The organism is Thalassospira sp. (assembly GCF_040218635.1).
In the GTDB taxonomy this organism is placed as follows: domain Bacteria; phylum Pseudomonadota; class Alphaproteobacteria; order Rhodospirillales; family Thalassospiraceae; genus Thalassospira.
In genome coordinates this window covers 179,918-201,578 of the sequence record NZ_JAVJRB010000007.1, presented here as the reverse complement: position 1 = coordinate 201,578, position 21,661 = coordinate 179,918, and the positions used below count along the sequence as shown (strand labels likewise).

Genomic DNA, 21,661 nt, shown 5'->3' with positions numbered 1-21,661 from the left:
TACCCGAAAGACTTAATCGACCGGTTTCACACCATAGGTCCGCATGGCAGATTCGCGCATATCGGCCTCTTTCACATCCGGGTTAAACCGATAACTCGGTGCGATGATTTCCTTGGCCTTGGTTACTGTCACATCCCAAAGGGTCGCGACCCGAAACGCATCCCCTGCCATCTTTTGCAAGATCGCCTTGCGATCCTCAAACCCGTCATCACCTGCCCGCAGCAAAACCGCATCCCCATAAAGCTGCCAGCCTTTCTGCGAAAACACATCGACAAAGCTGACACAAACACGCGGCTCGTCACGGATATTCTTAACCGAGTTTGGCGAGGCAATATTGGCAATAATGATGCGATCTTCACCAAAGCAGGCAAAGATTTCCTTGGGGCTGACCGACGGCCCGTCCCCGGATGTGGTCGCCAACCAGCACAGAACTGAGCGGTTGGCATAATCGCGGATATCATCGTTAAGCATGGGGGATTTCCTTCCTGTGGCGCCGCCTCATTCTGGCATCCCGCCACCATGTAGGCCAGTATGGAAACATGCACCGCACATGCCCCAACCTCAAGATGCCCGCCTATGCGGGCATGACGGTTAGCCCTTTTGCCGGAAAACACCCGTCATCCCCGCGACGGCGGGGATCTCGCCCCACAAGCACCACCCGCACAACAAAAAACCCGCCTTCCATCAGAAAGCGGGCACATCAGATATCAAGACATCGCGTGAAAATCAGCCTCAGTAATTCGCCTTGAACGGCGGTTCTTCTCCACGTTCGGCCGCCGCAGCAGCAATATTGCGCAAAAGAGCACGCTTGCTTTCGGTGCGATATTTTCCGGAATTGCGCACAACATAATCCTGCCCGGAATAGCCAAGCTCGGCCTTTTTCCGGTCAATGGATTGTTCAAGCTCTTTAAGCGTTGTTCTGCGCATCGTTATACTTTTCCAGAAATGCCCGTCTGAAATCACCATAAGCCATAACCTACCAGCAGAAATCCCCCATCGCATAGGTAATGTGACGACCCGTCGCCTCCAGAAGCGCATCAAGCTTCCCCTTGTCGGGCAGCGTCCCACGCGGGGCATCCAGCTCGGCGGCGTGAATACCCCCGGTGACAAGGGCAACATCCAGTCCGGCATTGTTTGATCCGGCAATGTCGGTCGAAATGCTGTCGCCGACCACCAGCAATTTGGCATCCGGGCCTTTGTCAAACATCTGCAGGCAAAAATCATAGGCACTGGCCAACGGCTTGCCTTCCCAGCGGACATTGCCGCCGAGTTCCTCGTACCGTCCGGCAATCGCACCGGCACAAATGATGCGTTCCCCGCCCCGAATCACTTCGCGGTCCGGGTTCGGGCACAGGACCGGCAAGTCACGGGCTTTCAGCGCATGCAAAAGGTCTTCATATTTTGACACCGGATCATGGTCTTCGTTCGGCCCGGTGATCAGAACCCAGTCGGCATCATCAATCGTTTTGACAATTTCGACATCCTGTCCTTCAAACATCGACATATCGCGCACCGGCCCGACCATCAGGACCTTGCGTCCCAATTTGGCGTACCAAGGGTCAGAACGTTTCACAAGCTGGGCATAGGCGATTTCGCCCGATGCCACCGCCGGACCATATAAATCGCGCGCAATGCCCATATCTTCCATCCGTGCGGTCACAACCGAAGACCGGCGCGGCGCGTTCGAAAGCAAGGCCACCGGGATTCCGGCATTTTTCAAGGCGGTCATCGCCGGGATCGAGCTTGGATACGGATCAACCCCGTCATGCACCACCCCCCAAAGATCAAGGATCACGGCATCATATGTGCCGATCACTTCCGAAAGGCCATTGATCATTTTATAGGGCGTGGTCGGCATGTGCGTTTTCCGTTTCTGCTTAACAGTTATACTTGCGGGTCGAGGTCCCCGCCTGCGCGGGGATAAGAGTGCCCAACCATACATCGTGCCGTTTACCCGTCATGCCCGCTTCGGCGGGCATCCATCAGGAAGGCAAGCTCACCCCTTAGACTTCGCAGCTTGTGCTTCCTTGGCCGCACGGGCTTCGTCAACCGGAATGCCCTTGCCCGAAATTTCCGGGAAGGCCGCCCCGACCGCGTCAGACACATTGGCAAAGCCATCCTTGCGCAGGCGCCGTTCAAGGTCTTCCTTGATGTCACTGACAAGTTCCATCCCGTGATAAACCAGTGACGAATAAAGCTGCACAAGCGACGCACCATTAAGGATCTTCTCATAGGCATCCTTGCCTGATGCAATCCCGCCCACCCCGATCAAGGGGATTTTGCCCTCGGTCAGGCGGTAAAAATCGGCCAGAACCTTGGTCGATGGTGCCATCAAAGGCGGGCCGGAAAGACCGCCCTTTTCATCCTGATCATAGCTATTCAATCCAACCGGGCGATCAATCGTGGTGTTCGATACAATCATGCCCTCAAGCTTGACCTTCATCACCACCGCCGCAATGTCGGATTTATCTTCATCGGTCAAATCCGGTGCGACCTTAAGCAACACCGGAACGCCTTTGGCATATGTATTGCGCGCTTTAAGCACCGCCTTCAAAAGCTTTTCAAGCGGCGCACGCCCCTGCAAGGCACGCAGCCCCGGCGTATTGGGCGAAGACACATTGACCACCAGATAATCGGCATAGGGACCAAGTGCTTCGACCCCTTTGGCGTAATCATCGGCCGCATCTTCGGAATATTTGTTTTTGCCAAGATTGGCCCCCAAAACACCCCGGCGCGCACGTTTGCGCAGGCGCGAAGCCACCACCTCAACCCCGTCATTATTGAACCCCATGCGGTTGATCACCGCACGGTCGGAATAAAGACGGAAAAGACGCGGTTTGGGATTGCCCGGTTGGGGCAGCGGGGTGACCGATCCGATTTCAACAAAACCGAACCCGTGAGAAAGGGCAGCATTGGGAACTTCGCCGTTTTTATCAAACCCGGCAGCAAGCCCGACCGGATTGGCAAATTTGCGGCCAAACACTTCGGTTTCAAGACTTGGCGTGGCATCTGTCGCGCCATCTTCGCGTGGCACCAGATTGTTTTTCAGCGCCCAGATGGCAAGACCATGCGCACTCTCTGCATCCATCCAACGGACAATCGGCAATACCAGTGACTTATACCACCCCACGCGACAGGCTCCCTCAAGCGTTTAAAACCTGTCCTTTTCTTACGCGGCTGAGCGCCGATGGGCAAGGATCAATAGCGTAAAGGACGGGTCTTAACCCACCTCTTCCAACCGCGCATCAAACGCTGCCCGTGCGGCATCCACCGCCTCTATGTTGTCGCGCGTCCAGTAATAAAGCGCCTTGAACGGCCCGATCAGGCTGCGGCCCAGATCGGTGATTTCATATTCAACCGCCACCGGCGATGTCGCAATGACATTGCGGCTGACAATCCCGTTGCGTTCTAGTTTGCGCAAAGTCTGGGTCAGGGCCTTTTGCGTGATGCCCTCCAACCCGCGTTTGATCGCGTTAAACCGAAGCGGCCCGTCGGCAAGGACGGCCAGGATCATCATCGACCATTTATCGGCGATCTGGTCAAGCAGCTCCCGGCTCGGGCAGTTCGACCGGAACACCTCGACTGAACATTCCTTCATTTCCATGTCATTTCCTCCGGTTCAAGTCACTCAGGTTTCCTCAGATATACCTGGTCACCTCAAGGTGCCTAATTGACAGTAGGTATACGTCGTATATCTAGTAGTCACTATACACCCATTTCCAAACGGAGGATACCCGATGTCAAATACCGACATTCTTTTTCAACCCTTCAAGCTGAAATCGCTTGAACTTTCCAACCGTATCGTCATGGCCCCGATGACGCGTTCCAGTGCCCCGAATGGCATTCCAGGTGCGGCAAATGCGGAATATTACCGCAAACGTGCGCAAGGCGGCGTTGGCCTGATCCTGTCCGAGGGCACGGTCATCAACCGCCCGGCATCGCGCAACGAACCGGACATTCCCCTTTTCTACGGGGCTGACGCCCTTGCTGGCTGGAAGGGCGTGATTGATGCCGTTCATGGTGCCGGGGGCAAAATGGGTCCGCAGCTTTGGCATACCGGATCGGTCAAAAGCTCTCAGACCGAATGGGTGCCCGATGCCCCGGTCGAAAGCCCGTCCGGGCTTGTCGCCCCGAATGATCCGCGCGGTAACACCATGTCTGATGCCGATATCGCCGATACCATCTCAGCCTTTGCCCAGGCCGCCCTTGATGCCAAAAATGCCGGGTTTGATACCTTTGAAATTCACGGCGCGCACGGCTATCTGATTGATCAGTTCTTCTGGTCGGGCACCAATCTGCGCACCGACCGTTTTGGCGGTAAAACCATTGGCGAAAGATCAACCTTCGCGGTTGAAGTCGTGCGGGCCATACGTGCGGCCGTCGGGCCGGATTTCCCGATTATCATGCGCATTAGCCAATTTAAACAGCAGGACTTAACCGTCCGTCTTGCCAACACACCCGATGAAATGACCGCATGGCTCGGTCCGCTGGTCGATGCCGGGGTCGATATCATTCACGCATCCCAGCGCCGTTTCTGGGAACCGGAATTCCCCGAACTTGACGGGCAAAAGGGCCTGAACTGTGCCGGATGGGCCAAAAAACTGACCGGGGCAGCCACCATCAGCGTCGGCTCCGTCGGACTTTCAGGTGACATTTTGACCGCGTTCGCAGGCGAAGGCTCCCGGACCACCGGACTTGACGAACTGGTAACCCGCATGGAACGCAACGAATTCGATCTGATCGCGGTTGGCCGTGCGCTGATCACCGATGCCCAATGGGCGGCCAAAGTGCGCGACAATCAAACCGACGCCCTGCTCGGCTTTGATCCTGCAACGCTGGGCGAACTTGTCTAAGTTGCACTGACCAGATCGATATCATCCAGCCCGCCGGTTTTCCCGGCGGGCTGTTTGTTTAGAGCAACTTCCATTTAAAGTGAAGTTGCTCTAATGCACCCTTTTACGCCTTTGACACACACAACCGGCGATGTGCAGTTTCCTTGAGTATACCAGGTTTCCTTCAGGTGCCTTATTGACGCCAGGTATATAATGGATATCTAGTGTCCATCATAGACCTTCATCAGATTCGGAGTTTCCCCGATGTCGAACACAGATATTCTGTTTAAACCGTTCAAGCTGAAATCCCTTGAACTCCCTAACCGTATCGTCATGGCGCCGATGACCCGGACCAAGGCCGAAAACGGCATTCCGGGTGCCACCAACGCCGAGTATTACCGCAAGCGTGCCGAAGGCGGCGTTGGCCTGATCCTGTCGGAAGGCACCGTGGTCAACCGTCCGGCATCGCGCAATGATCCGGGCATTCCGTTCTTCCATGGCGATGATGCCATCGCTGGCTGGGCCAATGTTGCCAAGGCCGTGCATGGGGCCGGTGGCAAAATGGGCCCGCAAATCTGGCACACCGGCTCAACCCGCGCCTTTACTGAATGGCAACCCGATGCCCCGGTCGAAAGCCCCTCCGGCCTTCTTGGCCCGAACGAGCCACGCGGCAACACCATGACGGATGCCGACATTGCTGATACCATTGCCGCCTTTGCCAAGGCCGCGCTTGATGCCAAAAATGCAGGATTTGATACCTTTGAAATCCATGGCGCGCACGGCTATCTGATCGATCAGTTCTTCTGGTCGGGCACGAACCTGCGCACCGATCGCTTTGGCGGCAAAACGATCAAGGAACGATCCACCTTTGCCCGCGAAGTGGTTGCGGCCATGCGTGCCGCCGTTGGTGAAGATTTCCCGATCATCTTGCGTGTCAGCCAATGGAAACAGCAGGACTTCACCGCCCGCCTTGCCACCACCCCCGATGAAATGACCGATTGGCTTGCCCCGTTGGTCGATGCCGGGGTGGATATCATCCACGCATCCCAACGCCGTTTCTGGGAACCGGAATTCCCGGAACTTGACGGTGAAAAGGGTCTGAACTTTGCCGGTTGGGCGAAAAAGCTGACCGGGGCTGCGACGATTTCTGTTGGTTCTGTCGGCCTGTCATCTGATTTCATCGGCGCATTTTCCGGCGAAGCATCGGAAAAATCCAACCTTGATGGCTTGGTCGAGCGCATGGAACGCAACGAATTTGATCTGATCGCGGTTGGCCGGGCGCTGATTTCCGATGCCCAGTGGACCAACAAGGTCGCCAAGGGTGCATTTGATCAGCTTGAAGATTTCAACGCCGCTGCTTTGGCCGAACTGGTTTAACCCCTCAAACCGCCAAGCACCAACTCGAACCCCCAACCCCACCCGCGCGGTCATCCCTGATCGCTTTTGCGTTTCCCCCAAACGCAAAAAAGAACCGGGCAGCACCCATATCGGTGCTGCCCGGTTTTAGTTTCATCTTGCCCAATAAAGGCCATGAAAGCGCGCCTAGCGCAAATCTTCCGGCAAAATGTGAACGCCGTTATCATCAAGCGGCAATTCATCGACCCGCGTAACATGCTCGACCGATAGCACATCATATAGATGCGGGAACAAGTTTCCGCCGCGCGCCGGTTCCCATTTCAGCTTGTCCCTGACCGATGCCACCGTCACATGCAGCAACCGCAACCCGGTCCGCTTGCCATAATGCAGCGCCAATGTCGCGGCCAGCGTGTCACGGGTCGAAAAATGGATAAAGCCATCGGCTTTGTCATGCGCAGCACCGTCATACTTGCCGGTCGCAAGGGCAGTCGCCCATTCATCCGAACCCAGCACACGGAAAATCGTGGTGTCTAATGTGTTTGTCATGAGGGGAATTTAGGTCCACAGACCACCAACAACAAGGCCCAAATTGCAGAAGCCTCAATTTTACCCATAGGTAAAATCATTACCCGACACCTCGGATATCCGTATAGATTTACCCATAGGTAAACTTTCATTGATTTAGCCCAATCCATCGGCGGCGATAGTCCCCGGCTTGACCTGATCGTCGAAGATGTTTCCAAACGATGCGACCTGCGGCTTTCACGGCTTTGATCAACAAATAGTCTGGTTGATCCCGTTGCCCGAAGGATGAGAAGAAAACCAATGGATGATGAATTCGACCTTCCGCCGGGCATCGGCCCGCATAATGACCGCGAACTTGAACTGATGCTGGCTGGCACCAAACCGATGGCACTGTTCTCAGACGCCGTCCATGTCAGCGATTATTTCCCCGATGCCGATTTTGCCCCGTATGTCGAAACCGGTAAGATCATCCGGGTCGAAGAAATCATTCCTGATGAACCCTACGCCATGCGCTACCTGTTCTTCGCCCTACCCGGCGAGGAATGGCGGATCGAAGAAGCCCTTACGATGTCACGCAATCTATGGGCCAGAACGGTCAAAGATCATGATGCGGATTCTGCTCGGATGGGTGAGTTGTTGGGGTATTCGGCAAACGACATCAAGGCGTTTCTTGAACACCTCAAAAGAGGCGGCAACCAAGAATGACCTCAGAACATCAAAAACGTGATGAACATAACTTTGTACTCAAAGCATCTCAGCTACTAAATACCCAGTGGAAAATTTTAGAACAGCGCGAGAAACCAGATTTTATAATTAGAGAGGATGCACGCACTTTTGGGCTGGAGGTAAGGGAAATTTTTCTCAATGAAAATCAGGACAAAGGGGGCTCATCCATAAAACAGACTGAAAACCACCGAAGCAAACAGCTAGAAAGATTTGCTCGTAGCTTTGAGAAAAAATCTGATTTGGCATTGCATGTCAGACTCCTTAGGAAGTCAGGTGCTGGAAATGTTTCTGAATGCGAGTTGAAAGAACTGCACGAGGCCTTAACGGCAGAAAACCTGGAACGCAGAGAAACTGGCTACCAAACTCAGTTTTTGCTCCGTTGCGGCACCAAGGTTTGGGTCACCAAAGAATTCCATTCTCGCTGGTACATTTTAAACGATAGAGTCGGATGGGTAAGCCAAGATCCAATTGAACTAATTCAAGCAGCGATCAATACAAAAGGCAAAAAACTGGATACTTATCGTAACAATGCTGGACTGGGACCATAAAAGGGGACAGTCCCCTTTTTCCGCATCGTCGCCTTTTTCGCGCATCACCAATATTGCTCATATTCCTTAAGCAGAAGCGCCGTCGTCATTAAACCGCGACTTTCGGCAAATTGAATGATCTTGCCTGTCGAAAGAGCCGGGTTTTGGTAGCCCGTTCTCATCGTCTTCAAAGCGCCAAAGGCCGTTTGCTCGTGCAGCGTTATGGTATCTGCGATAAATTCATCAGGCGATTTGAGTTCAATCTCGAATCTTGCCAGTTCTCCTGAGGGAAAATCTTTCAGGTTATCCGTCACCAGAACTTGTGCGTTGGTATGAACTGCAGCAGCCAAGACGTGGCAATCATTCGCATCCGGCAGGTTAACTGCCGGGATAAGGGCTTCATGTCCGGTCACGCAAGCATCCCTGAACGCCCTCTCCATCGCGGCGCGTTGTTTTACGCCATCTGCCTTACCTTTGGTAATTTTGGCAATCGCCCGCTCTGTTTCATCAAGGATTTGCGGGCTCCAGCGCGGGCGGAAAAGTTCCGCCTCGGCAAGGTGAAGCAAAAGGTTACGTTTGAACACATCGGCCAGAACACAGGCATCAAGAAGTGCTGTAAAATGGTCTACCCGATATGTCATCTGCGCTTAGTACCCTTCCAAAAGAAGCTCTGCGTCCATTTTTGCCAGTTCGGACAAAGCTTCTCGGCGCTCTGCATCCCGGGCTGCCTTATAGGCAAACAAATCCTCCGCCCTGATCCGGCGGTGCCGCCCGACGGTGGCATAATTGATGTCGCCTGCCTCAAGCAGCTTGATCAAATAAGGCCGTGAGACATTCAACAGATCTGCCGCCTGTTGCGTCGTCAAATCTGCCGAAAGCGGGATCATCTGAAATCCCTGACGGCTGGACACCAGCCGCAACAAAGCCATCAGGCTTTCCGTTAATGCCGGACTCAATGTAATTGTTTCCGGCTTCCCGTTACCGGGCATGACGGTCAGCTTGGTATCCTCACCTTCCTTGGTCTGCGAAGCAATAATCTGGCGAAGCTGATCTGCTGTCGCGCTTTCGATTTGCGTGGGCAATCTACCGCCAAAATCGTCTTTGCGAATTGCGGACATATTGCAATCTCCATTTCACTTTCCGGCGCACGGCTACAAATTTCTACAATTTTTCTTGTAGCTTGTTACTTATACACACCCGCCCGGGTATTCGCAATATTCGAAACAAACGAAACAAACGAAACAAACGAAACAGTCAAAATCACATGATCTTCTTATCCGCACTCCGCTTAACCACACTCACGCCAAGCACACCAAGCGCAATCCCCCAGATCGGGCTGGTATTGACCAGTGCGGCGATGATCGCCGGGGCCTGAAGTGGGGTTAAGATAATGGCATAGGCAATTGCCCCCATGGTCATGATCCATGTGAGCGCGACCGCATAGCCAAAGCTTGGCCGCCAGCGGCGCACATACGCATCTTCGCTGGCAACCTCGGCCCGAATGGTGCGGTTGACCGATTTAAGCGTCTCGGTATCGCGCGCGAGCTCAAGTTCGGCCATGCGCTCAGTGTGACGGTTGGCTTGGTTGATTTGCTCAGGCGTGACATCGCCCTTGGTCACCGCAAGTTCAACCTGCTTAAGGCCCTCGGCGGCGGTTTTGGCAATCGGGTTGTCGATATGGTCAAGCCCCGCCCCGACCGCCTTGATCAAAAGCGGCAGGCCAATCTGGGCAAGCAATGCTGGGATCATTTTATACCTCCATCAAATTCGGGGCATCCCACCGATGGTCGGGATTGTCGTTAAGGCGTGGCGAAAAGGAGCATTGGCGAGAACCGGCGCGCAGCGTACGTTTTAGGACGTGAGCACCGGAAGCACAGCCAATGGTTCTTTGCAGTCCGTCTTGGCGGCAATAGCGGCCATCGGATTAGCCAATGTCGCGATAGAACAGATGATTGCCAATCTCGGCAACCGGCACATGGCCGCGCGCCCAATAAGGATCAACTGCCACCGTGTGATAATGCGTCGCCCCGTCGGTCTGATCGCAAAGATCCCCGGCCACCGCCCGATGGGCAATGCGTTTGCACAACCGGTACGCCGGATCACGTGAACTGAGGGCCAGAAGCTTTTTGCGGTTGGGATCCCCCGCGTTCCAGCACGAAAACTGTGCCGGTTTAAGGCACACACCCTTCACATCACTCCCCCACCAATAGCGCCCGCGTTTTTGCGCAAATGCCACCCGGTTGAGGATGACCGATGCCACCGCCTCGATCCCGGCAAGCTCTTCCCCGCGTGCCTCGCCATAAAGGGTGCGGGCAAGGATTTCTGTTTCGCTCAGGCTTTCGGGGTCAACGGCGGTTTGGCTTGGTCGGGATTTAAGATCAATGCTCATGGGCGGGGTCCTTTTTAAGCGGTGCATCAAGCTTTGCCTCGATCCGGAGCAAATGGCCGGTCAGGCGTTTTTCAATGTCTTTGAGATACGGGATCGAGACGTAATTGCGCGCGACATCAAGCTTGAATTCCGCCAAACCGTCGCGCAGATCGCCAACATCCCGGTCATGGCGGGTGCGTTGATCTTCAAGCCGGGTCAGAAGTTCGGATCGCATCCGCCAATGAAGCCAGAACAGGCTGGCAACAGCGGGGATTTCCACCGCCGTAATCCACCAGATCACATCGACAGGTTGGGTCATGGGTCTTCCTGATGTTAAAGGGACTGAAAAAACGGCAAAGACACCTGTAAAAAAAGCCCGCAGACAAAATGCCTGCGGGCCGCGAAAATCCGGTTGCATGTAACCGGTAGAGATCAGTCAGACACGTTAGCGACCAAGCGCCGAAGATGGCTGGCAATGGCAGCAATCATCAGCCCGCCGATCACCGCAATATGCTCCATCGCAAAGAACATCGAAATCTGGGCATCAGCCCCGGTTTTGCTCCAGAAATGATGCACAATCAAAATCGTTAACAGCAAAAACCCGCCCAGCATCCCGGCCGCCAGCCACACCACCCGATCCAGCAGGATCAATACCGCCCCGCTCAGAAGTGTGACCACCACCAGACCGTTGAAAAGCCCTGCTGGCGAAAGCCCTGCTGCCGTCATTTCGGCCATGCCGCCGTCAAAATCAATCAACTTTGCCAAACCGGATGCCAGAAACACCCCCACCAGACAAAGCCGCGCGACAAGCCAAAGCCACCGGCTCTCCAGAACCTTCTCAATCATTTCCTGCATCATATGCCTTTCCTTGATCCATGCCGCCGATATGCGGCACTCAAACCGGCACAACCTAAAACCTGAACCAAGGGTGAGGTCAACAGGAATTTTTCATTTATTTTCAGATAGTTGAAAAAATTATTCCGTCAAAAAAAGACCCGCAAACCAATCGGATTGCGGGTCAGTCAAGGGAGGTCATCTGCATCGGGCACACCCCGAATTCGATGAGCGGTACAAAACCTTGGTCACCGGCGCATCACGCCACATTTGATACTGGCGGAGCACCCGTTGCAGGCAGCGTCGTCAGGAGGCATCCATAAGATGCCTGCTCTAAGCCGCTGGTCCTTTAAGTTTTTCTTCAAGATCCTGCCAGGCCTCGCCAGAAGCGACAAGGCAACTTGGCCCGGATGGATATGTAAACAGGATGGTCCAGGTTTGCCCGTCGGGTCCCTTAAGGACCTCGATCACGCCACCGTTCGAGGTCACGCCAACAGCAACCGGTTCTTCGGAATATTTGGCACTCAGGCTGTCGATGACTTTACTGCGGTCACCGCACACCGGGGATGCCGAGGCTTCCGGGATCGCAACTGTAACGGCACCTGCCATTACAGCAATCAAGCTCAGTGTTTTCCACATGGTCAGGCCTCCTGACAGTCAGGTGCGCCCAAAGGGGCGTCTTGGTGTCCTGTACTGCTAAATTGATCAAAAAATTGACCTTGGCCGTTTCCTGCAATTCACCCGTGTCTGGCTTGGCTTAAACTGCCCTTTAGTATAGGTTAAAAATGCCTTTACTATGCTTTCATATAATAAACGTAAGCATTAAACCTGAATTTTCCATGAATATTTCACAAAAGTGATACTTAACCCCGTTAACCACCTGAGATTGTGAGAAAAAATTTCTCGACTTCACGGATTGAAACGCTTTTGTGCATGGAAAATGCCGCTATTTGCCCGCCAATCTGCCCGTTTTAACGGTAAATCGACCCTTGGAAGCCGCACCGGCTCGCTTAAAATGCACCCGGCAACCGCGTCAAGCCCGTCATCCTGCCCTTTACCATATCCGTGATCGCTTTTGCTTCCATCGGGATGCCATTCGCGCATCTGGCGCAGGAACGGCGTTTTACCGACGGACTGATGAACATGAAGCAACCCGGCCCCCATCACAGCGCCAAAGGCATCTTCGATCCGGGTCGCCTTATTGGTCGTTTCATAATGTTCTACGACGCTCGCCGCCCATCCGATCTGTTTTAAGGCCCGGCGCAGGATATTGGGCAGGAACCGGCCAATGCCATTGGTCTCCACCCGAAGCGACGGCAAATGATTGCGCACCATAAATTCTGCCACCTGATCGCAAAGCTGGCTGGCTTCATCGCGCCAAACGCTTTGGGCCTGCGCGCCATGTTCGATCTTTTGCGGGTCCGTGGTGCGAAGCCATGCAATATCATGCAACCAGTATTCGCCCTGATCGCAGATATAAACGCAGGCCACTACCGCCCCATCGCCATTCATCGCCCCAAAGCTCGGATCAAAATGGCACGCACTTGCCACCATTTTGCGCCCGCCAATCGACAGGCACATGCGGCCATTGGCATGGTCGATCTCTGTATTGGCGTCATAATAATGAAGCTTCGCCGGATCGAGCATCCCGGCGACCGGGGCGACCATTTCAAGCATCATCTGGCTTTGAAATTTACGATCCGTCGTTTTCGCCCGCATGTCGGCAATCGCGGCATCATCAAATCGCTCCGGCCAGTTTGACGCCCCGTGCTTATTGACGATGGGCAACATAAAACGTGAAAAACCATCCAGAAACGCTGCGACTTCGCCGGTCTCCGGGCGCACCTCATCGGCATAGATCGAATAAAAACTGTGCGGTGTGCCAACATAAAGCTGCGCCCCGCCGGGCGACAGGACATAGGCAATTTCGGATAACTTTTCACGCAGCTCGGATCGTTTATGGGCCGTATCGCTGTTTTTCGGCACCTCGACATCATCGCAAATCACGATATCGGCGCGCGATCCGGTGATATTGCCGCCAATCCCGACCGCCTGCATCGATGGATCGCGCAAAACACCCGCACGGGTAACGGTAAAACGCTCGCTCCCCCAATCGACCAACCGTTCCGGCAGACGGGCGGCCAACAGCGGATGGCGTTCAATCACGCGCTTTACAGTGCGCACCATCTTTTTCGCCAGATCAAGATCCGCCGCCAGCACCAGAATGCGCAAATCCGCATCGCGATACAAAAGCCATGCACAAAACAACCCGACCAGCGTTGACTTCCCCGAATTACGAAACGCCATCAGAAGCATCTCGCGTCTGCCCGACTGCCAACATTCTTCCAGCCAATCGGCCATTTTCCGGTGATGGGCGGGCAAGGATAACCCCAACATCTGATCCCAGATCCAGACGAATTCGGCAAAGCTTGCCAACGCCATTGCCAATTCCTCCACACCTAAATGATATCTCTGAAGCGGCCTCGATTTCCGTCATCCTGCCAAGGCGGCCCCTCATGTCACCAAGGGATCCACATGCCGTCGTACCCGCGAAAGCGGGAACCCATCTCAACACAGAACCAATGCAGCACCATGGATGCCCGCCTGCGCGGGCATGACGAGATCATTGGTGCCCTAAACCGTCGTTCCCGCGAAAGCGGGAACCCATCTCACCCCAGGACCAAAGCAGCACCATAGATGCCCGCGGAGGCGGGCATGCCGGGATCATTTGTGCCCGTATCGTCGTTCCCGCGAAGGCCGGAACCCATTTCACCGCAGGACCAAAACAGCACCATGGATGCCCGCCTCCACGGACATGACGGGACAATTGATGCCCAAAACCGTCGTTCCCGCGAAGGCGGGAACCCATGCTTCCGCAAGCACCTGAACGAACGTGACAAACTCAAATATCGCCCAGGCACAAAAGCAAAGATGGAAACCCCACCAAAGCAACCTAAAGATGTGCTATTTTCCACCCATGCAGCAGCCATGTGTATATATTCTCGCCAGCCGTCCGAATGGCACTCTCTATGTCGGCGTAACCAGCGACTTGCGGCAGCGCATCTATCAACATCGTGCCGGCGAAGTTCCCGGCTTCACCCGTCGCCATGATGTCAAACAGCTCGTTTACATCGAACCACACGCCACAATGCCCGATGCCATTCTGCGAGAAAAACGCATCAAGAAATGGCGCCGGGCGTGGAAAATACGCCTGATCGAGGAACACAATGCCAACTGGGTCGATCTGTTTGATCAGTTAAACGTCTAAGTTCTCCAAATACAGATCAATGGTACATCTGACACCTCAACCGTCGTTCCCGCAAAAGCGGAAACCCATCTCACCGCAGCACCAAAGCAGCACCATGGATGCCCGCTTGCGCGGGCATGACGAGATCATTGGTGCCGCATATCGTCGTTCCCGCGAAGGCGGGAACCCACCTCACCGCAGAACCAAGGCAGCACCATGGATGCCCGCCTGCGCGGGCATGACGGGACCATTGACGCCCAAAATCGTCGTTCCCGCGAAGGCGGGAACCTACCTCACCGCAGAACCAAAGCAGCACCATGGATGCCCGCCTGCGCGGGCATGACGGAACAGTTGATGCCCAAAATCGTCATTCCCGCGAAGGCGGGAATCTCGCGCCCCATCACATTCCTTTCAAAGTACGCCGCGCCTCCTTGATCAACTTCTCAACATCCACATCCAAACTCTCCCCCTCCTTCGCCTTGCCGCTCAATGCCTCGTTCTCCGCACCAGACGCCCAACGCAAAAGCTTGATCAGAATTTCAAGATGACCAAGCCCCGCCTTGCACGCGGCCTGATGGGCGGTGAAATCCTTGGCGTCGCGCAGAAGGGCGGCCTGCTGTGCCGCCCGGCGATAGGCCTTGCGCACCCGGCTGATATCACCGGGCAAATCGCGCAACAGCTCCGCGCGCAAATCCGTCAATGGATCGATCTTTTCTGGCTCCCCCATCGCCCATCCTTATTCTGTGCAAAGTGCTGATAACCGCGCATCTGAAAGCCGTTCCGGCCAATAGGCCAGATTGCGCAGATGCCCGTTCAGATGCTTGTCCACCCTGTCATAAGATCCCAGCACAATCTTGGAAAAATTGCGCGGCATGGCAAAGCCGTCCGGGCTTTTAAGCACCACTCCATTTAAGCCCACCGCCACTACGTCATCCTCCCACGCCACCGCAATCCGGTGGCGGGTCGCGGGCGTCAATGTGCCATAAAGCGACTGTGTGATGATCGCCACCCCGTCCCGGCGAAGCGAAATGCGCACCTGATCAGCCGCACTGTCATAGCCAAGATCAAGATGATCCGCATTCAGACTGCTGGAATAAAGCTGCAATATCCGCCAGATCCCCTGCCACCCCGTCGCGGTTTCAAGATCAAACACAAATGTCCCCGCCCCTTGGGCAAACCAGTCACCCGGATCAAGGCTGACATCATCCCCGGCCCGTGTGGCCGGAATGCCGCCACTGATGATGTCGCTGGTTGGTGCCGCCCCCAATTCCAGTTGCGCATTCCAGATCAGGATCGATGCCGGAAGGCCCGAAATCGCCGTGCTTATTTTGGGATAGCGCGTGGTGCCTGATGCGGCCTCGGCAATCCACACCCGCTTCCAGTTTTCATCTAACGAAACCGCATGGCTCGATGGCCCGTTGATCCCGCCAAGGGTAATGTCCGCAACCCCGGAAATACTCCGCATCCAGATGGCAAAGCTGTAAGCTTCGCCAACATCAAGATCACCGACATTCTGATAAAGCCCGTCCGCCCCACCGGGAAGGGTAAGCTGTGTCGCACCCGTGCTGCCATCCGGCGCGGCAATCAGGCTGCTGGCAATCGTCACCCCGGCATTCCTTTCCCAAAGCGCATTGGTAAAATCGCTGGAATAGCGCAAATGGTTGGTGGCCGGACCTTCGATCAAAATTCCCCGCCTGCGCCCCAAGGCATCATGATCAAATCCCGGCTGATCAATCGCATGGCTTTGCAACAATCCGTTTTCGCCACGGATCAATTTGGTGCTCGCACGTGAAAGCTTCATACAGGTGCCAAGCGGCTGATAACGCAATCCCATTGGATGCATCTCCTTGAACCGAAATATCTGGGAAATTGGCGGATTTTCGGGAACTACCCGCCGATGCGATGCAGATGGAAAAAGGTCAAAAGATCGCTTTGCCCGATGTCGCGCGTCGTGCTGTCGGTATGGGCCAGACGCACCCGCAATCCGCTGCCTGATCCCGTGCCGATCCGGGCGATCCCGCTTAGGCGCAATGTATGGGCCGCCCCCATTCCAATCGCGGTGATATCATTGGCCTGAAGGTGGCTTGACCAGTTTATGCCGTCATATCGTTCAACCGATAAGGTCGTCATCACCGTTTCGTCTGTCACCGGAAACCGCACCCCGATATCGATATGATAAAAGCCCGGCGGCAAACCCATCGGCCCGAAATGGGCGATGTCATAAAGACTGTGGCTGTCTTCAATCACCTGATCCCATTCAATCAAAAACGCCCCACCGGCCGGGATGCTTTGGCTACCGGTTTTTAACAATTTGACCAAAGGTCCGGCTTCACGCACCGGGCAGGCAAACCACCGCCCACCATCGCAAATCACATCAACCATATCGCCCCGCAGTGGCAGGCCATAAACCGCGTTTTGTGCCGCCCCGTTGGTTGGCAAAATCACATCGCCACTGGCCGCTGTAATATCCACCAATGTACCATCGCCGTTAAACACACGATACCGCACCCCGTTGCGCGCAATCGCCACATTGGGCAGGGTCAATCGTGCCCCGTTGGACAACCGCACAAGCGATCCGGTATCGCGGATATCCATGATCCGGTTGACCGGCGCATCGACAACCGGCATGCGGCGTTCATCCTCCCACGCCAGCAAATTGCCACTGCAAAAATCAAGATCCAGCATCGCACCGGCATCTTCGCGGCCAAAGGATTTCTGCGCTGTTTCACAGCGTGTTTCGGCGGCCTCCGCCCGGTTCGCCGCATCGGTCGCCCGCGTGGCGTGATCCTGTGCCGCGCCGATCTCTTGTGCTTGCGGACCATTGGCGATCCCGTCCCCATCGGCGTTCCAGACCAAGGCCCGACCCGGCGTGATGTCGGGCAATTCCGCCGATGCAAGATCAACATCCCCCGCCGCCAGTCGAAGCGTGCCGCCAAGCCCCCGATCCACATCACCAATCGCAGCGGTGATAAAATCAAGATCGCGTTCAATCGCATCCCCGCGCGGGATCGACATGGCGTCATAGGAACTTAACCGCCGCAATCGCAACACCCGCGCAAGGGTAATCGTGCTGCCCACGGCAGGCGGAGTTTCAAACCGCACGGTTCCGCCGGTTTGGCCACCAGCTTGACCACCTGTTCCAAGACTGATGTGAAACCCCGAAATAATATCATGCTCATCAACCGTGATGCGCAGATCACTGCTGTCAAACACTTCAAAATCAAACGGAAAGGCTGTGCGTGCGCCATCGCCCTCAAACCGGATCGATGCGACCTGTTGATTGGAAAAAACCGTGCCCATATCCTGCCTCCCCTTGGATCAGCGTTTGATCAGCGTTGCGAAAACCACGCGGTCAGGCGTGCGACCGTGTCATCCTGCGTTGATCGCAACAGCGACTTTTCGCGCCAGCTTGCCTGATGGTTGATCTGATTGCGTTTGCGGGTGGCCGCCGCGTCATCGGATGCCGCGTCTTGCTGTGCGGCTTTTTCATACCCGGCCAATACCGCACTGGCAGAACCAGATCCACCGGCCATAAGCCCCGATGCCCCTTGGCGGGCGCGAAGGCTTGCCTGCCGACGGCGCAGGGCATCTTCGCGCGCCGTATCCTGTTGTTTTTGTTTGGCTGCAATATCGGCCAGGTCGGCCTGTCGGGCGGCCTGGGTCAGCTCGATCCGGCTTTGGGCATCGGCCTGACCGGCCTGAATTTTCTGTCCGGTTTGCAAGGCCGATGCGGCCATTGGCACAATTGATGTAAACCCGCCCATCAGTCATTCACCCCCATTTCGCTTGCCGCACCCAGCAATAAAAAAGGCCGGGGAAAATCCCCGGCGATGCGCCATAAACCACTGTTGATTGTCCCGCCACTGCCGCGCCGCCACCCAAGACTACGCAGTGTGATATCGCCGCTATAAAGCGTCTCTTTTTCCGTCTCTGTCCCTGCCGCATCATCCGAAACCGGCAGCGCGACGTCGCGCAATCCGCGCCCTGTATCAACGCAAAGCTGCCCGCTTTGCTGCAACCGCAATGTCAGCGACACCAACCGCACGGCATTGCCCCCATGCGGCCGACTGCCATCGCGTCCCGCCGGGGGCAGGGCATAAATTTCATGGGTAAACGGCACCCCGATCTGAACCGAAGAAACCGGACCAACATTTTCCGGCAAGCTCACCGTCCCACCGGCCACCAAAAGCCCATCGGTTAAGGTACCTTCCGCCCACGCACTCACAGCTAAACCATCAAGCGCATCCAGATTTCCCCAATGGCGGCGTGGGGGTTCAGCCGCATCAATCTCTTGATCGGTTTGCAGATCAAACCCGCAAGCTTCGTCAAACACACCCAGAAAATACCGATCCCCCCGGCGCAGACTGACATAAACATCCCCACCCGACACCGAAACCGATTGAAACTGGCAATCAGCAACACTTTGCGCCGACCAGGCGGTAATGGCTTCAGACCGATACAGGGTCAAAGTTCCAAGCGACCCATCGCCCATCACCACATGAAGCAACCGACGATCGGCATCAAACGCCTGATCGACCGGATCATTGACCAGATGGCGCGACAGCAACGCCAGATCAGCCGACCCATAGGCCTGCTCAACATCGGTAAACAGGAATTCACGAATTTCCCGCCCGCTGCGCCCGGCAAAGATCGTCGCCCCGTCAATATTAACCAGCGGCACCGTGCGCTTGCTTTGACTGCCGATCCGGGTTTGCCGGGTGATCTGAATATTGGCGGGGGTTAACGGATCGCCCGTCACCATCCATTCCGACCCGCTGGTAAAAACCTGCAAATGCCGCCCGGCAAACACCCCGGTAATCGCATTGACCTGATCGGCCAGAAGGGCAAATTCAATCGCCTCGTCATCAAGGCCTTCACCCAGGTCAAAATTAAACAGATCCCCGGATTTTGACATCCACAACCGGTTGGGCAAATCCCGCGATCCGCCAATCACCATGCGGTCCTGGTGAAACGTCACACTGCGCGGCCATCCGCGCACGGCTGAAAAGGCCTGCTCGCTAAAATCGATGGTCGCATCGGTGCTTGGCAAGGTGTCTTTCAGCGAAATGGTTGCCGCTCTGGGCCCGGCAACATGGGTGATTTCACCCTCAATCCCGGCAATGCGCCACAATGTGCCGACATGCCCGTCAACAAACACATCCGCATTGGCCGTGATCGTCACCGACCCGCTGGTCCCCGACGGGGTCAGGGTGACAGCAGGATCGATGAATTTGTAATAGGGTTGGGCGGTGTCATAATTGGTTGCGCGCCAGGCCCACAGGGTCATGTGCCAGTCACCCGATGGCGTTCGGGTCAAACGCACCGGCGATGCATCAGGATGAACGACCAAAAGCGTATCGGCACTTTGCGTCCAGTTTAAAAGATCATGATGCTCAACCCCGAACGGGGTTTCAAACCACCGCGTTGCCACCCCGTCTTCAAACACCACCGCACGTTTATCGCCAAAGGCCAGAAGATAGGTCTGTTCGGTATTAAACTCGAACGTGATCAGGCGGACCGGCCCGTCCAGCTCATCAACCAACCGGATGCCGGGACGGCGACGCACCCCGCCCGATGGTTCGATAAACACATTGCGCAACCGTGCCGCCCCGTTGGCATAAGCCGTCAAATCCGACCGCCCCCAAAGTTCCGGCGCAAGTTCCCCGGTCGAGAATGTGTTTTTCTCCAAAACGCGGCGTGCCATTGGCGGCTCCTTGATGAAAGTGACGGCTTAAAATCTTGCAGTTCGTGGCCCGTGTCTGCGCGTGGATGAAATTCGGTCCAGCCTGTTGTTTCAGGCGCCGTCATCCCCGCGAAGGCGGGGATCCATGCTGCTACTGGAATGTTGCGACGGAATGGGTCCCGGCGCGGGAACGACGGACGGCAAAAATACGTGCATCGAACGAACGTCATCCCCGCGACGGCGGGAATTCGCACAACATGCGCAGTTCTCGCCGCCTACCCCCGTGCAGCGATCAGCGAAAACCCCTCAATCGCCTGCGGGGTGGATTGCTGCGCATCGGCAAGGCGGGCTTGACGAAACTGATCTTCGGATCGCTTAAACAGATATTCCGCCCGTGTGCTGCTTTCAGTCAGTGGCAGGCAGAATTCAGCCGCCAATCGCGCAATCAGGGCAAGATCAAACCACGGTGGAAAGCTGCCCTCGGCCAAGCGCCCGACATAGGAAAGCCAGGCCGTTTCCCCATCACACACAACAGCCCGGTCGCGTAGCTCAAACCGGGTGATTTTTCCCCCGTCATTTTCAAGTGACAGCAACCGGATAAAATCACGCGGCAGGGCAAATAAATGGCTGCCGCCTTGCGGACCCTGCCCGTCATCACCCGATACCAACCGCGCCAGCCACACACCGCGCGCGGCAAACCGCCACGGATAGCCCGCCAACATGCCATCGCGAATGGTCGGATAAAGCAGACGGGCAATTTCCGCTTCGGCGGTGTCTTCCTCAAACGATGAAATCGGCGCCGCCCCGATCATCACCAAGGCCCGCGCACAAAGTGCTACATCACTCAATGCCATCTGATCCCCCAAAACAAAAACGGGGCCCGGAAAACCGGACCCCGCAAAGACTGATCAAACCAGCAATCAAACCTTGATGATGTAATTTACCACCAGGAAAGGCTGCATGTTGTTGTGTGGCAGGTCACCGCCGTCAGATGGCATTTGAAGGAAATTACCACCGTTATGGTACTGGGGTTCGTTTAGCATTCCGTAGAGCTGCAGATCACCACCGACCAGTGCATTACTGTGGTTATGACTTGGCATTTCATCGACTGTCAGCTGATGGCTTTCTTCGCCATTCGCAGCCCCAACCACACGATCCGACAAACCATCACCCTGCCCGGCACCAATCGGGGCACGACCCCGCAGATCCGGCAGTTTAAAACTACCCGGCGCCTGACCAACGCCATAGGTGCTGCCAATTACGCTAAACAAATCAGCATATTCGCTGGCAAGAAGTTCCGCCCCGTCACACGCCATAAATCCTTCCGGTGCAACAGAACCGGCAAAGGGCAAAATGGTTGCCACGGGCACAGAACCACCCGAAGAACCACCACCGCCAAACAGCGTTTCCAGTGCCTGAAGCAACTGCGTATCGTCCATGCGATCCGGAACAATTTCAGCCGCCAGAACAACATTAAGAACTTCACTTTCAACCGGGCTCAAACACTGCATATGAATTCTCCAACCTTGATACAAAAAACCCGGCAAGCGGAAGCCTGCCGGG

The 21,661-nt window shown here is 55.5% G+C and carries 26 protein-coding genes; 5 read left to right on the top strand and 21 right to left on the bottom strand.

The window, feature by feature from the left end:
* Positions 1-12: 12 nt before the first annotated feature.
* From RIC05_RS07395 to RIC05_RS07375, 5 genes are all read right to left on the bottom strand, one after another.
* Positions 13-471 carry a pyridoxamine 5'-phosphate oxidase family protein gene (locus RIC05_RS07395; protein WP_350046554.1) on the bottom strand — a complete coding sequence of 153 codons (459 nt, stop codon included), beginning with the start codon at positions 469-471 and terminating at the stop codon, positions 13-15.
* A gap of 261 nt (positions 472-732) precedes the next feature.
* Positions 733-927 carry a hypothetical protein gene (locus tag RIC05_RS07390; RefSeq protein ID WP_350043218.1) on the bottom strand — a complete coding sequence of 65 codons (195 nt, stop codon included), beginning with the start codon at positions 925-927 and terminating at the stop codon, positions 733-735.
* Between the two features lie 49 nt (positions 928-976).
* Positions 977-1,858, bottom strand: a complete 882-nt coding sequence (locus tag RIC05_RS07385; protein ID WP_350046553.1) for a TIGR01459 family HAD-type hydrolase — start codon at positions 1,856-1,858, stop codon at positions 977-979.
* Between the two features lie 138 nt (positions 1,859-1,996).
* Entirely contained in the window at positions 1,997-3,130 is a 1,134-nt protein-coding gene (locus RIC05_RS07380; protein ID WP_350046552.1) for a quinone-dependent dihydroorotate dehydrogenase, read from the bottom strand.
* Positions 3,131-3,220: 90 nt separating this feature from the next.
* Complete coding sequence (locus RIC05_RS07375) at positions 3,221-3,598, bottom strand: winged helix-turn-helix transcriptional regulator (RefSeq protein WP_350059751.1); 378 nt, start codon at positions 3,596-3,598, stop codon at positions 3,221-3,223.
* 139 nt (positions 3,599-3,737) lie between these two features.
* Here RIC05_RS07375 and RIC05_RS07370 point away from each other — a divergent pair, with 139 nt between their 5' ends.
* Together RIC05_RS07370 and RIC05_RS07365 are read left to right on the top strand one after the other, a co-directional pair.
* Positions 3,738-4,853 (top strand): NADH:flavin oxidoreductase, encoded by a 1,116-nt coding sequence (locus RIC05_RS07370; protein ID WP_350046550.1) that lies wholly within the window; start codon positions 3,738-3,740, stop codon positions 4,851-4,853.
* A gap of 243 nt (positions 4,854-5,096) precedes the next feature.
* Positions 5,097-6,209 (top strand): NADH:flavin oxidoreductase, encoded by a 1,113-nt coding sequence (locus tag RIC05_RS07365; protein WP_350046549.1) that lies wholly within the window; start codon positions 5,097-5,099, stop codon positions 6,207-6,209.
* Positions 6,210-6,374: 165 nt separating this feature from the next.
* Here the strand turns inward: RIC05_RS07365 and RIC05_RS07360 are convergent, their stop codons facing one another.
* Entirely contained in the window at positions 6,375-6,734 is a 360-nt protein-coding gene (locus RIC05_RS07360) for a DUF952 domain-containing protein (RefSeq protein ID WP_350046548.1), read from the bottom strand.
* 279 nt (positions 6,735-7,013) lie between these two features.
* On the opposite strand from RIC05_RS07360, the gene RIC05_RS07355 reads away from it, so the two are divergent.
* Together RIC05_RS07355 and RIC05_RS07350 are read left to right on the top strand one after the other, a co-directional pair.
* The gene (locus tag RIC05_RS07355) at positions 7,014-7,418 is read left to right on the top strand and encodes a hypothetical protein (protein ID WP_350046547.1); all 405 of its coding nucleotides are present in this window, start codon (positions 7,014-7,016) and stop codon (positions 7,416-7,418) included.
* Positions 7,415-7,987, top strand: coding sequence for a hypothetical protein (locus RIC05_RS07350; RefSeq protein ID WP_350046546.1), 573 nt, complete (start codon positions 7,415-7,417; stop codon positions 7,985-7,987). The genes RIC05_RS07355 and RIC05_RS07350 overlap by 4 nt, the downstream gene beginning before the upstream one ends.
* Before the next feature lie 44 nt (positions 7,988-8,031).
* On the opposite strand, the gene RIC05_RS07345 is transcribed toward RIC05_RS07350, so the two are convergent.
* The 8 genes from RIC05_RS07345 to terL all read right to left on the bottom strand — a co-directional run bounded on the left by RIC05_RS07345 (position 8,032) and on the right by terL (position 13,610).
* Positions 8,032-8,607: a PIN domain-containing protein gene (locus tag RIC05_RS07345; protein ID WP_350046545.1), complete on the bottom strand. Its 576-nt coding sequence runs from the start codon at positions 8,605-8,607 to the stop codon at positions 8,032-8,034.
* A 6-nt stretch (positions 8,608-8,613) separates the two neighbouring features.
* Entirely contained in the window at positions 8,614-9,084 is a 471-nt protein-coding gene (locus tag RIC05_RS07340) for a helix-turn-helix domain-containing protein (RefSeq protein ID WP_350046544.1), read from the bottom strand.
* 142 nt (positions 9,085-9,226) lie between these two features.
* Complete coding sequence (locus RIC05_RS07335) at positions 9,227-9,715, bottom strand: 3TM-type holin (protein ID WP_350046543.1); 489 nt, start codon at positions 9,713-9,715, stop codon at positions 9,227-9,229.
* 175 nt (positions 9,716-9,890) lie between these two features.
* Positions 9,891-10,355 (bottom strand): cell wall hydrolase, encoded by a 465-nt coding sequence (locus RIC05_RS07330; RefSeq protein WP_350046542.1) that lies wholly within the window; start codon positions 10,353-10,355, stop codon positions 9,891-9,893.
* The gene (locus tag RIC05_RS07325; protein WP_350046541.1) at positions 10,345-10,653 is read right to left on the bottom strand and encodes a hypothetical protein; all 309 of its coding nucleotides are present in this window, start codon (positions 10,651-10,653) and stop codon (positions 10,345-10,347) included. The genes RIC05_RS07330 and RIC05_RS07325 overlap by 11 nt, the downstream gene beginning before the upstream one ends.
* A gap of 113 nt (positions 10,654-10,766) precedes the next feature.
* Complete coding sequence (locus tag RIC05_RS07320) at positions 10,767-11,192, bottom strand: DoxX family protein (protein ID WP_350046540.1); 426 nt, start codon at positions 11,190-11,192, stop codon at positions 10,767-10,769.
* A 309-nt stretch (positions 11,193-11,501) separates the two neighbouring features.
* On the bottom strand, positions 11,502-11,807 hold the full coding sequence (locus tag RIC05_RS07315; protein WP_350043233.1) for a hypothetical protein: 306 nt from the start codon (positions 11,805-11,807) through the stop codon (positions 11,502-11,504).
* 270 nt (positions 11,808-12,077) lie between these two features.
* Positions 12,078-13,610: a phage terminase large subunit gene (gene terL, locus RIC05_RS07310; protein ID WP_350046539.1), complete on the bottom strand. Its 1,533-nt coding sequence runs from the start codon at positions 13,608-13,610 to the stop codon at positions 12,078-12,080.
* Positions 13,611-14,127: 517 nt separating this feature from the next.
* On the opposite strand from terL, the gene RIC05_RS07305 reads away from it, so the two are divergent.
* Positions 14,128-14,436: a GIY-YIG nuclease family protein gene (locus RIC05_RS07305; protein WP_350046538.1), complete on the top strand. Its 309-nt coding sequence runs from the start codon at positions 14,128-14,130 to the stop codon at positions 14,434-14,436.
* Positions 14,437-14,815: 379 nt separating this feature from the next.
* Here the strand turns inward: RIC05_RS07305 and RIC05_RS07300 are convergent, their stop codons facing one another.
* From RIC05_RS07300 to RIC05_RS07270, 7 genes are all read right to left on the bottom strand, one after another.
* On the bottom strand, positions 14,816-15,142 hold the full coding sequence (locus RIC05_RS07300) for a hypothetical protein (protein WP_350046537.1): 327 nt from the start codon (positions 15,140-15,142) through the stop codon (positions 14,816-14,818).
* A 9-nt stretch (positions 15,143-15,151) separates the two neighbouring features.
* Entirely contained in the window at positions 15,152-16,249 is a 1,098-nt protein-coding gene (locus RIC05_RS07295) for a phage head spike fiber domain-containing protein (RefSeq protein WP_350046536.1), read from the bottom strand.
* A gap of 53 nt (positions 16,250-16,302) precedes the next feature.
* Complete coding sequence (locus RIC05_RS07290) at positions 16,303-17,715, bottom strand: hypothetical protein (RefSeq protein ID WP_350046535.1); 1,413 nt, start codon at positions 17,713-17,715, stop codon at positions 16,303-16,305.
* Positions 17,716-17,744: 29 nt separating this feature from the next.
* Complete coding sequence (locus RIC05_RS07285) at positions 17,745-18,179, bottom strand: hypothetical protein (protein WP_350046534.1); 435 nt, start codon at positions 18,177-18,179, stop codon at positions 17,745-17,747.
* Positions 18,179-20,119, bottom strand: coding sequence for a phage tail protein (locus RIC05_RS07280; protein WP_350046533.1), 1,941 nt, complete (start codon positions 20,117-20,119; stop codon positions 18,179-18,181). The genes RIC05_RS07285 and RIC05_RS07280 overlap by 1 nt, the downstream gene beginning before the upstream one ends.
* 254 nt (positions 20,120-20,373) lie before the next feature.
* Entirely contained in the window at positions 20,374-20,952 is a 579-nt protein-coding gene (locus tag RIC05_RS07275; protein ID WP_350046532.1) for a phage connector family protein, read from the bottom strand.
* Positions 20,953-21,018: 66 nt separating this feature from the next.
* Positions 21,019-21,609: a phage tail protein gene (locus RIC05_RS07270; protein WP_350046531.1), complete on the bottom strand. Its 591-nt coding sequence runs from the start codon at positions 21,607-21,609 to the stop codon at positions 21,019-21,021.
* Positions 21,610-21,661: the final 52 nt, after the last annotated feature.

Bases quoted from the DNA above. Each gene is read 5' to 3' on its own strand.
- RIC05_RS07395 (WP_350046554.1), bottom strand. From the start codon at position 471: ATGCTTAACGATGATATCCGCGATTATGCCAACCGCTCAGTTCTGTGC.
- RIC05_RS07390 (WP_350043218.1), bottom strand. From the start codon at position 927: ATGCGCAGAACAACGCTTAAAGAGCTTGAACAATCCATTGACCGGAAA.
- RIC05_RS07385 (WP_350046553.1), bottom strand. From the start codon at position 1,858: ATGCCGACCACGCCCTATAAAATGATCAATGGCCTTTCGGAAGTGATC.
- RIC05_RS07375 (WP_350059751.1), bottom strand. From the start codon at position 3,598: ATGAAGGAATGTTCAGTCGAGGTGTTCCGGTCGAACTGCCCGAGCCGG.
- RIC05_RS07370 (WP_350046550.1), top strand. From the start codon at position 3,738: ATGTCAAATACCGACATTCTTTTTCAACCCTTCAAGCTGAAATCGCTT.
- RIC05_RS07365 (WP_350046549.1), top strand. From the start codon at position 5,097: ATGTCGAACACAGATATTCTGTTTAAACCGTTCAAGCTGAAATCCCTT.
- RIC05_RS07360 (WP_350046548.1), bottom strand. From the start codon at position 6,734: ATGACAAACACATTAGACACCACGATTTTCCGTGTGCTGGGTTCGGAT.
- RIC05_RS07355 (WP_350046547.1), top strand. From the start codon at position 7,014: ATGGATGATGAATTCGACCTTCCGCCGGGCATCGGCCCGCATAATGAC.
- RIC05_RS07350 (WP_350046546.1), top strand. From the start codon at position 7,415: ATGACCTCAGAACATCAAAAACGTGATGAACATAACTTTGTACTCAAA.
- RIC05_RS07345 (WP_350046545.1), bottom strand. From the start codon at position 8,607: ATGACATATCGGGTAGACCATTTTACAGCACTTCTTGATGCCTGTGTT.
- RIC05_RS07340 (WP_350046544.1), bottom strand. From the start codon at position 9,084: ATGTCCGCAATTCGCAAAGACGATTTTGGCGGTAGATTGCCCACGCAA.
- RIC05_RS07335 (WP_350046543.1), bottom strand. From the start codon at position 9,715: ATGATCCCAGCATTGCTTGCCCAGATTGGCCTGCCGCTTTTGATCAAG.
- RIC05_RS07330 (WP_350046542.1), bottom strand. From the start codon at position 10,355: ATGAGCATTGATCTTAAATCCCGACCAAGCCAAACCGCCGTTGACCCC.
- RIC05_RS07325 (WP_350046541.1), bottom strand. From the start codon at position 10,653: ATGACCCAACCTGTCGATGTGATCTGGTGGATTACGGCGGTGGAAATC.
- RIC05_RS07320 (WP_350046540.1), bottom strand. From the start codon at position 11,192: ATGATGCAGGAAATGATTGAGAAGGTTCTGGAGAGCCGGTGGCTTTGG.
- RIC05_RS07315 (WP_350043233.1), bottom strand. From the start codon at position 11,807: ATGTGGAAAACACTGAGCTTGATTGCTGTAATGGCAGGTGCCGTTACA.
- terL (WP_350046539.1), bottom strand. From the start codon at position 13,610: ATGGCGTTGGCAAGCTTTGCCGAATTCGTCTGGATCTGGGATCAGATG.
- RIC05_RS07305 (WP_350046538.1), top strand. From the start codon at position 14,128: ATGTGCTATTTTCCACCCATGCAGCAGCCATGTGTATATATTCTCGCC.
- RIC05_RS07300 (WP_350046537.1), bottom strand. From the start codon at position 15,142: ATGGGGGAGCCAGAAAAGATCGATCCATTGACGGATTTGCGCGCGGAG.
- RIC05_RS07295 (WP_350046536.1), bottom strand. From the start codon at position 16,249: ATGGGATTGCGTTATCAGCCGCTTGGCACCTGTATGAAGCTTTCACGT.
- RIC05_RS07290 (WP_350046535.1), bottom strand. From the start codon at position 17,715: ATGGGCACGGTTTTTTCCAATCAACAGGTCGCATCGATCCGGTTTGAG.
- RIC05_RS07285 (WP_350046534.1), bottom strand. From the start codon at position 18,179: ATGGGCGGGTTTACATCAATTGTGCCAATGGCCGCATCGGCCTTGCAA.
- RIC05_RS07280 (WP_350046533.1), bottom strand. From the start codon at position 20,119: ATGGCACGCCGCGTTTTGGAGAAAAACACATTCTCGACCGGGGAACTT.
- RIC05_RS07275 (WP_350046532.1), bottom strand. From the start codon at position 20,952: ATGGCATTGAGTGATGTAGCACTTTGTGCGCGGGCCTTGGTGATGATC.
- RIC05_RS07270 (WP_350046531.1), bottom strand. From the start codon at position 21,609: ATGCAGTGTTTGAGCCCGGTTGAAAGTGAAGTTCTTAATGTTGTTCTG.